Source organism: Kitasatospora sp. NPDC098652, assembly GCF_044760155.1.
Lineage (GTDB): Bacteria > Actinomycetota > Actinomycetes > Streptomycetales > Streptomycetaceae > Kitasatospora.
The window spans coordinates 1-7,002 of record NZ_JBIWAQ010000054.1; the positions used below are offsets into that span (position 1 = coordinate 1).

Annotated in this window: 8 protein-coding genes and 1 pseudogene; 6 read left to right on the top strand and 3 right to left on the bottom strand. The window is 73.8% G+C overall.

Features of this window, described 5'->3' with window-relative positions; all coding sequences use genetic code 11:
• The first annotated feature begins 231 nt into the window (after positions 1 to 231).
• The 3 genes from ACIQWA_RS40770 (at position 232) to ACIQWA_RS40780 (ending at position 2,527) form a co-directional block, all read left to right on the top strand.
• Entirely contained in the window at positions 232 to 747 is a 516-nt protein-coding gene (locus ACIQWA_RS40770; RefSeq protein WP_402492221.1) for a hypothetical protein, read from the top strand.
• Positions 748 to 770: 23 nt separating this feature from the next.
• A complete protein-coding gene (locus ACIQWA_RS40775) occupies positions 771 to 1,226 on the top strand; it encodes a VOC family protein (RefSeq protein ID WP_402492224.1) in 456 nt (151 codons plus the stop codon).
• A gap of 212 nt (positions 1,227 to 1,438) precedes the next feature.
• Positions 1,439 to 2,527 (top strand): SDR family NAD(P)-dependent oxidoreductase, encoded by a 1,089-nt coding sequence (locus ACIQWA_RS40780; RefSeq protein ID WP_402492227.1) that lies wholly within the window; start codon positions 1,439 to 1,441, stop codon positions 2,525 to 2,527.
• On the opposite strand, the gene ACIQWA_RS40785 is transcribed toward ACIQWA_RS40780, so the two are convergent.
• Complete coding sequence (locus ACIQWA_RS40785; protein ID WP_402492229.1) at positions 2,515 to 3,282, bottom strand: dienelactone hydrolase family protein; 768 nt, start codon at positions 3,280 to 3,282, stop codon at positions 2,515 to 2,517. The two genes, ACIQWA_RS40780 and ACIQWA_RS40785, sit on opposite strands and share 13 nt — an antisense overlap.
• A gap of 350 nt (positions 3,283 to 3,632) precedes the next feature.
• Here ACIQWA_RS40785 and ACIQWA_RS40790 point away from each other — a divergent pair, with 350 nt between their 5' ends.
• Positions 3,633 to 4,574: a CAP domain-containing protein gene (locus ACIQWA_RS40790; RefSeq protein ID WP_402492232.1), complete on the top strand. Its 942-nt coding sequence runs from the start codon at positions 3,633 to 3,635 to the stop codon at positions 4,572 to 4,574.
• A gap of 105 nt (positions 4,575 to 4,679) precedes the next feature.
• Here the strand turns inward: ACIQWA_RS40790 and ACIQWA_RS40795 are convergent, their stop codons facing one another.
• Complete coding sequence (locus ACIQWA_RS40795) at positions 4,680 to 5,057, bottom strand: nuclear transport factor 2 family protein (protein ID WP_360232290.1); 378 nt, start codon at positions 5,055 to 5,057, stop codon at positions 4,680 to 4,682.
• 98 nt (positions 5,058 to 5,155) lie between these two features.
• Between ACIQWA_RS40795 and ACIQWA_RS40800 the strand changes: the two genes are divergently transcribed.
• Positions 5,156 to 6,079 (top strand): phosphotransferase family protein, encoded by a 924-nt coding sequence (locus ACIQWA_RS40800; RefSeq protein WP_402492235.1) that lies wholly within the window; start codon positions 5,156 to 5,158, stop codon positions 6,077 to 6,079.
• Positions 6,080 to 6,181: 102 nt separating this feature from the next.
• Here the strand turns inward: ACIQWA_RS40800 and tnpA are convergent, their stop codons facing one another.
• Positions 6,182 to 6,598 (bottom strand): IS200/IS605 family transposase, encoded by a 417-nt coding sequence (gene tnpA, locus ACIQWA_RS40805; protein WP_402492238.1) that lies wholly within the window; start codon positions 6,596 to 6,598, stop codon positions 6,182 to 6,184.
• Positions 6,599 to 6,622: 24 nt separating this feature from the next.
• Between tnpA and ACIQWA_RS40810 the strand changes: the two are divergent.
• Positions 6,623 to 6,910: pseudogene (locus ACIQWA_RS40810) on the top strand (helix-turn-helix domain-containing protein); the annotation flags it as partial.
• Positions 6,911 to 7,002 lie beyond the last annotated feature (92 nt).

Sequence of the window (7,002 nt, forward strand, 5' to 3'; positions counted from 1 at the left end):
TCGCGAGGGAGTCCAGATCAGGCGTCACAACCGATCTTTGGACTCCCTCGCTTCATGTCATGCGTGCCAGCGAGCCCTTGGCATCAATCATCTAGCGGCAGCGCGGCACGGGAAGTCGGCCGGGCCGACTTCCCGTGCCTGCGTATGCCGGGAGTCGGGCGGGGTGGTTCGTTTCCTGACCGTGCGTCCGGTCGTTGAACGCTGCACCACGTCCCGACGGAGAGCCACCCCATGCCCGTTCGCCCCCGGCGCGCGGCGGCCGCAGCCGCCCTCGCCGCCGCACTGCTCCTGTCGCTGTCGCCGTTCCCGGCCGCCGCCGCCCGCGCGGCGCAGCCGGCGGTGACGTACAGCCTGCGCAACGCCCGTACCGGCACCTGTCTGCACCACGTCCCCGGCACCGCCCAGGTGCGGCTGGAGCCGTGCGAGGCGGCGGCGCCCGGGCAGCGGTGGGAGCTGCGGGCGGTCGGCGCGGCGGTGAACGTGGCGGCGTTCGACCCGGAGCAGGGCACCTGGGGGTGTGTGGCCATCGGCGACAACTGGAGCATCCGCTACGGCCAGTGCCGTGCGACCGAGTCGGCGTGGAGCGTGGCGGACGGCGGCCGTTGCCGGGTCCGCTCGGAGTCGGACCTCAACGACAACGACCTCTACCTGACCCAGACACAGGAGGGCGGCCTGGGCGCCCGGCCCGGTGGCGCCGGTCCGGCCGCGGACTGGACGGTGACGGCCGATGTTCCGGCCGGCGCGTGAGCGTGCCCTGCTACCGTGCCCGGATGTCAGCGATCAAGCAGCCGGCGGTCAAGCAGCCGGCGATCAGGCAGTTCCAGGTGACCTTCGACTGCGCGGAGCCCGGGCGGGTGGCCCGGTTCTGGTGCGAGGTGCTGGGCTACGTCAGGACGGCGCCGACGGGGTTCGCCTCGTGGGAGGAGTACGAGGCCTCCCGGGCGCCCGAGGAGCGGGACTCCTGGTGCGCGTGCACCGATCCCTCGGGGGTGGGTCCGCGGCTGTACTTCCAGCGCGTCCCGGAGGGCAAGGCCGTCAAGAACCGGGTGCACCTGGACGTGCGGGTGGGCACCGGGCTGGTGGGCGAGGAGCGCCTGGCCGTGCTCAAGGCCGAGGCCGCACGGCTGGAGGCGCTGGGCGCCCGGCAGGTGCAGGTGCTGTACGACGGCCACGACTCGTGCATCCCAATGCTGGACGTCGAGGGCAACGAGTTCTGCGTCGACTGAACCCCGGCTGAACCCCGGCTGAACCCCGACCGAGCTCCGACTGAGCCCCGGCGCGGCCGGGCGGGCCGGCCGGGCGGGGCGGGGTGGTGACGGTGGGCCGACAGCGGGGACAGCGCGCTGCCGGTGAAGTGTGAGCGGCCCGCGGGAACCTCGGGGCCGGGGCGTGATCGACGCGCCCCCCGAGGCCCGCCGCACACCCCAGGAGCCGTCCGATGCCCAACTCCGCACCCCAGAGCCCGCCGTGGGACGTCCGCCGGCTGCCCCGCGCCGACGGGAGGACCGTCCTGGTCACCGGCGGCAACGCCGGCATCGGGTACTTCGTCGCCGAGCAGCTGGCCGGCACCGGCGCCACCGTCGTCCTGGGCAGCCGTGACCGGGGCAGGGCCCGGGCGGCGACGGCCGCCATCGGCGCGCGCGTGCCCGGCGCCCGGGTGCGGCACCTGCCGCTGGACCTGGCCGACCCGGCCTCCGTCGAGGCGGCCCCCGGCGCGCTCGACGCGCTCGATCTGGAGCACCCGGGGCGTCTGGACGCGGTCGTCCTGAACGCGGGCATCGCCCTGGACGACCCGCCGCGCCGCACCACGCCGGACGGCCACGAGCTGATGTTCGCCACCAACCACCTGGGCCACTTCGCGCTCACCGCCCACCTGGCCCCGCTGCTGTCGGCCGCCCCCGGCAGCCGGATCGTCACCACCGGCAGCTTCGCCGCCAAGTCCGAGCGCCTGGACTTCGCCGACCTGCAGAGCGCCCGCGACTACCGGCCCAAGCGCGCCTACGCCCGCTCCAAGCTGGCCCAGATGCTGTTCGCCGTCGAGCTCGGCCGCCGGCTGCGCGCCGCGGGCAGTACGGCGCTGAGCGTCCTGGTCCACCCCGGCGGGGCGCTGGACGCGCTCACCCCCGCGCGCCCGCCGCTGCACGCCCGCAGCACCGGCGAGCACCTGGCCCACCTGCCGCTGGGCCTGGTCGTCCAGGGCAAGGACGCCGCCGCCTGGCCGGCGGTGCGGGCCGTGCTGGACCCGGGGGTGCACGGCGGCCCGGTGCTGTGGAGCCCGCGGGTGTTCGGGCTGCGCGGCCAGCCCCGGCCCGAACCCCTGTGGGAGCAGCTGGCCGACCCGGGGGCGGCGGCCTGGCTGTGGGAGGCCAGCTGCGAACTGACGGGCTGCGAGCCGGTGTTCGCCGCGGGCCCCGCCCGCCAGGCCCCCGCCCGCGCGGCAGGCGGCGCGGACGCGGGCGGGGGCGCGGACGCGGGCGGGGGCGCGGACGCGGGCGGGGGCCCGGCGGCGCGGCCCTACCGCAGGTGACGGTCGTAGAAGCGGCTGCTGTCCTCCAGTTCGAAGGCGGGGGTGCCGGTGTGCCCGCCGAGGTTGGCGTGCAGGGTCTTCTCGGTGGCGGCGAAGGCGTCGAACAGGTCGAGGGCGCGCCGGCGGGGGTTGCCCTCGTCGTCCCACTGGAGCAGGAACAGCAGCGGGACGGTGACCTGCCGGGCCTGCTCGCGCTGGGCGCGGGGCACGTAGCCGCCGGCGAACAGGCCCGCGGCCGCGATGCGCGGGTCGGTGGCGGCCAGGCGGATGCCCAGGGCCGCCCACCCCGAGTAGCCGACCGGGCCGTCGGCGATCTCGGGCAGGGTCAGGAGGGCGTCCAGGGTGGTCCGCCACTGGGGGGCGGCGGCTTCGACGAGCGGGCCGACGAGGGCTTCGAAGAGCTCGTCGGTCGGCTCCCCGGCCCGCATCGCCCGGCGCAGTTCGGCGCGGGCCTGCTCGGCGGCCCGGGTCCGGGGCCGGTCGCCGCAGCCGGGGGCGTCGATGGTGGCCACCGCGTAGCCCCGGGCGGCGGTGTAGCGGGCCCGGGCGACCAGGCGGGGCTCGCGCCGGGGCAGGCCGTTGTTGTGGGCCATCAGGATCAGCGGGGCGGGCGCGGCGGGCGCGGCGGTGGGCGGGGTCCACAGGGTGCCGGGGGTGTCGCCGAGGAGGAACTCACGCTCCAGGACGCCGTCGGCGAGGTGCTGTCCGGCGGTGGGACCGGTGAAGGCGAGGGAGACGGAGGGGGTGAAGTGCACGGTCGTGCCTTTCGGGAGAGCTGCTGAACGGCGCTCCCGGGCGACGACCTATCGCCCGACCGTGACCCCGCAGGAGAGCACCCATGTCGTCGTGTTCACGGGTACCACCTCCTCGTTCTCTCGCACGGCCTGGCCGAAAGGTAGCAGCGCCTGCCGGCACCGCGCCACACGGTTTCGCCCCGCACGGCCCCCGCACGGCCCGGTGCGGCCCCGGTGCGGCCCGGTGCGGCCAGGTGCGGCGGTCCCTGGGCGGTGACGGGTCGTTGATCGGTTGTCTACCCGGCGCTGTTGTCCTGTCCTATGCCCCGCCTGCCCGTCGGCACGCGGTCCACCGAGCGTAGGAGATCCCCGTGTCCCACCCGTCGTCCACCCGCACCCGCCGTCCGGGCGCGGGCGCCCGTCGCCGCACCCGGGCGGCGGCCCTGGCGTTCGCCGTCTGCGCGCTGTCCGCGAGCGGTGCCACGCTGCTGGCGGCGCCGGCGAACGCCAGGGCCGCGGCCGTGGTCGAGCAGATGGTCACGATCCAGGACCACCAGAACCACCACTCGCTGGCCAGCTCCGACGGGGAGGGCTCGCGGATCGTCGCCCGCGGCTACCAGGACGCCTCCACCTCGTTCTGGATATCCAACAAGCCCGGCGACCGGGTCGACTTCGCCCGCAACGTCAACGGCACCGAGCGGGTGCTGGAGATGGACACCCGGGACAACCGCTCCACCCAGTTCGTCCACTGGTGGGCCGGGGCCAACCAGCAGTGGACCCTGGAGTCCGCCGCCGAGGGCGGCACCTACCTGCGCAACGCCCAGGGCGGCGGCTGCCTGACGTACCACGGCCTGGACCGGGAGGTCACGGTCGAGGGCTGCACCGGCAGCGCGTCCCAGCGCTTCGACGTGCTCCCCTCCGGCGGCACCGGCCCCGGTCCGGGCCCCGGCCCGGTCACCTCCGACCAGCAGCGCTTCCTGGACCGGCTGAACGCCCTGCGCGCCCAGTACGGCAAGGCGCCGGTGCGGTTCAACGCGACGCTCTCCCAGGCCGCCCAGTGCAACGCCGACCAGATGGACCAGCGCCGGGTCTCCGGGCACTTCTGCGACTCGGGCCGCATCGCGGCGGGCCTGGGCTACACCGGGCGGGGCTTCGGCGAGATCGCCTTCTACGGGCCGACGAACATCGACGCGGCCGTCGACGGGTGGATCAAGTCCCCCGACCACCTGGGGATCATGGTCGGCGACTACAACGAGGTCGGCTTGGCGCGTACGGGCGCGGCCTCCTGGAACGCCGACTTCAGCACCCGCTGACACCGGCGCCCCGTGGACGCCGGCAGGCACCGGCAGGCACCGGCGTCCACGGGCGATGCAGAAGCCGGGCGGCTCAGAAGCCGGGCGGCTCAGGGGCCGGGCGGCTCAGGAGGCGGACGGCTCGATCTCCCCCGCGAAGACGATGACCTGGTCGATGAGGCTGCGCCGCAGATGGACCACGTCCGTTCCCGCCAGGCGGGGGCCTCCGTCCGGCGTGGTGAAGACCCACCGGTACCGGGCCCACTCGTCGGGCATGTCCACCTCCGAGCAGCGCACCATCGTGCCGGCCCCCGCCGGGTGGCGCCGGATGTCCAGCACGAACCGCTCGACCGCCGCGATCCCCTCGCTGCGGCCCAACGGCCCCCAGAAGACCACGTCCGAGGTCAGGGCCTGGGAGAGCAGGGCGGTCACATAGTTGTCGTCCGAGGCGTTGAACGCGGAGATGAACGTGTCGATCGCGGCGCGTGCGGTCTCTTCCTGCATGCCCCAGTAATACCAGCCGCTGCTGCGTGTGCGCTCATCCCGCGAGGCGCCTTGCGATCACGGGTGAACGGTTGCGGTCGCGGCACTACCATGCGCGGGTGAACCTCTCCCAGTTCGGCGTTCCGCTCGGGCCGATGATCCGCGTCCACGGCGGGTTCGCCAACCGGACGTACCGCCTCGACACCGACCAGGGGTCCTTCGCGGTCAAGGAGTTGAACCTCGCCGACCGGCGCCGGCCCTACCGGGTCGAGGAGGTGTTCGGGTTCGAGCGGGCGGCGTTCGCCGCCGGTGTCCCGATGCCGGAGCCGGTCGCGGCCGACGCACAAACGCTCGTGCACCGCTGGGTCGAGGGCGAGAAGGTGCCGGAGGAGCCGGTGCCGGAGGCGTTCGCCTTCGAGATCGGCGGGATCCTCGCGCGCCTGCACGCGCTCGACGTCCCGTGGACCCCTGAGCCGGTCAGGGAGGCGACGCCCCGGGACTGGCCCGCCCTGGCCGCGCGGGCGGCGGCGACCGGACAGCCGTGGGCCGACGAACTCGCCTCCCGCGTCGGAACGTTCCTGGCGATCGCCGACTTCCTCGACACCTGCGAACGGCCCGGCCCCCTCGTGCTGACCCACCGGGACGTCCAGCCGTGGAACCTGCTCGCCCGCCAGGGCCGCCCGGTGCTGCTCGACTGGGAGCTGTCCGGGCTGCTCGACCTGTCCGGCGAGCTCGGCTCGACCGCGCTGGGCATCACCAAGGGCCCCGGCCTCGACGACATCAGGCCCGCCGTCTTCCGCGCCGTCCTCGACGGCTACGTCGCGGGCGGCGCAGCACTGCCGCCGCCGGGTCCGAGCTGGTTCGCGTACACGATCGACGGCTGGCTGGGGCACACCCGGTGGAACGTCCTGCGCTGCCTCGCCGGTGTCGAGGCGGCCACCGGCCCCGACCTCGCGCTGTCGCACGAGTCCGTACGAGACGGCCTGCGCGGCCTGCCCGAGCTGTTCGCCCGGCTCGACGAGCTGGAGGCGCTCCTCGCGTGACCGACACTCTTGAGCGCAAGCCTCGGCCTTCAGGCCGGGGTTAGCTCATCCTTGGCCCGGAGGCGCGGAGCGCCGTAGCTCTCTGCGCCTCCGTTCTGAGGGTCAGACGGGCCGCTGCTGGTTCTCGATGTACTGGCGGATGATGCTGAGCGGTGCGCCGCCGCAGGACGCGGCGAAGTAGGACGGCGACCACAGGTGGCCGTGCATGATCGCCCGGTTCATCGCACCGGTGTACTCCTGCCGCAGATACCGCGCGGATACGCCCTTGAGGCTGTTCACCAGCTTGGACACGGCCATCTTCGGCGCGTAGTGCACCAGCAGGTGGACGTGATCCTTCTCGCCGTTGAACTCCTTCAACTCGGCCTCGAAGCTCACGCACACGTCCCGCATGATCTCCTCGCAGCGCGTCAGCATCTCGTCGGTGAAGACGCCGCGCCGGTACTTCGTCACGAAGACCAAGTGCACGTGCATCGCCGTAACCACGTGCCTACCGCGTCGATAGTCTGCCAGTTCACTCATAGACCAAACGATATGATCACTCGTATGCAGCTCCGGTACAACTACCGGGTCTACCCGGACGCCTCTCAGCGCCGTGCGCTGGCCCAGGCGTTCGGGTGCGCCCGCGTGGTCTTCAACGACGGGCTCCGCGCCCGCCAGGAGGCCCACAAGGCGGAGCTGCCGTACATCAAGGACAGCGACCTCCAGAAGCAGGTCATCACCGCCGCCAAGCGCACCGACGAACGGGCGTGGCTTGGCGATGTGTCCTCGGTGGTGCTCGTGCAGTCCCTCCGTGATCTGCACACCGCCTACCGGAACTTCTTCTCCTCGTTGACTTCCTCCCTGCCCTAAAGGGACGGGGATTCCGGCCGCGCGTGCCGCGCGGGGGCTTCGCCCCGTGCGTGTGCGCGTCGCCGGTGGTTGGC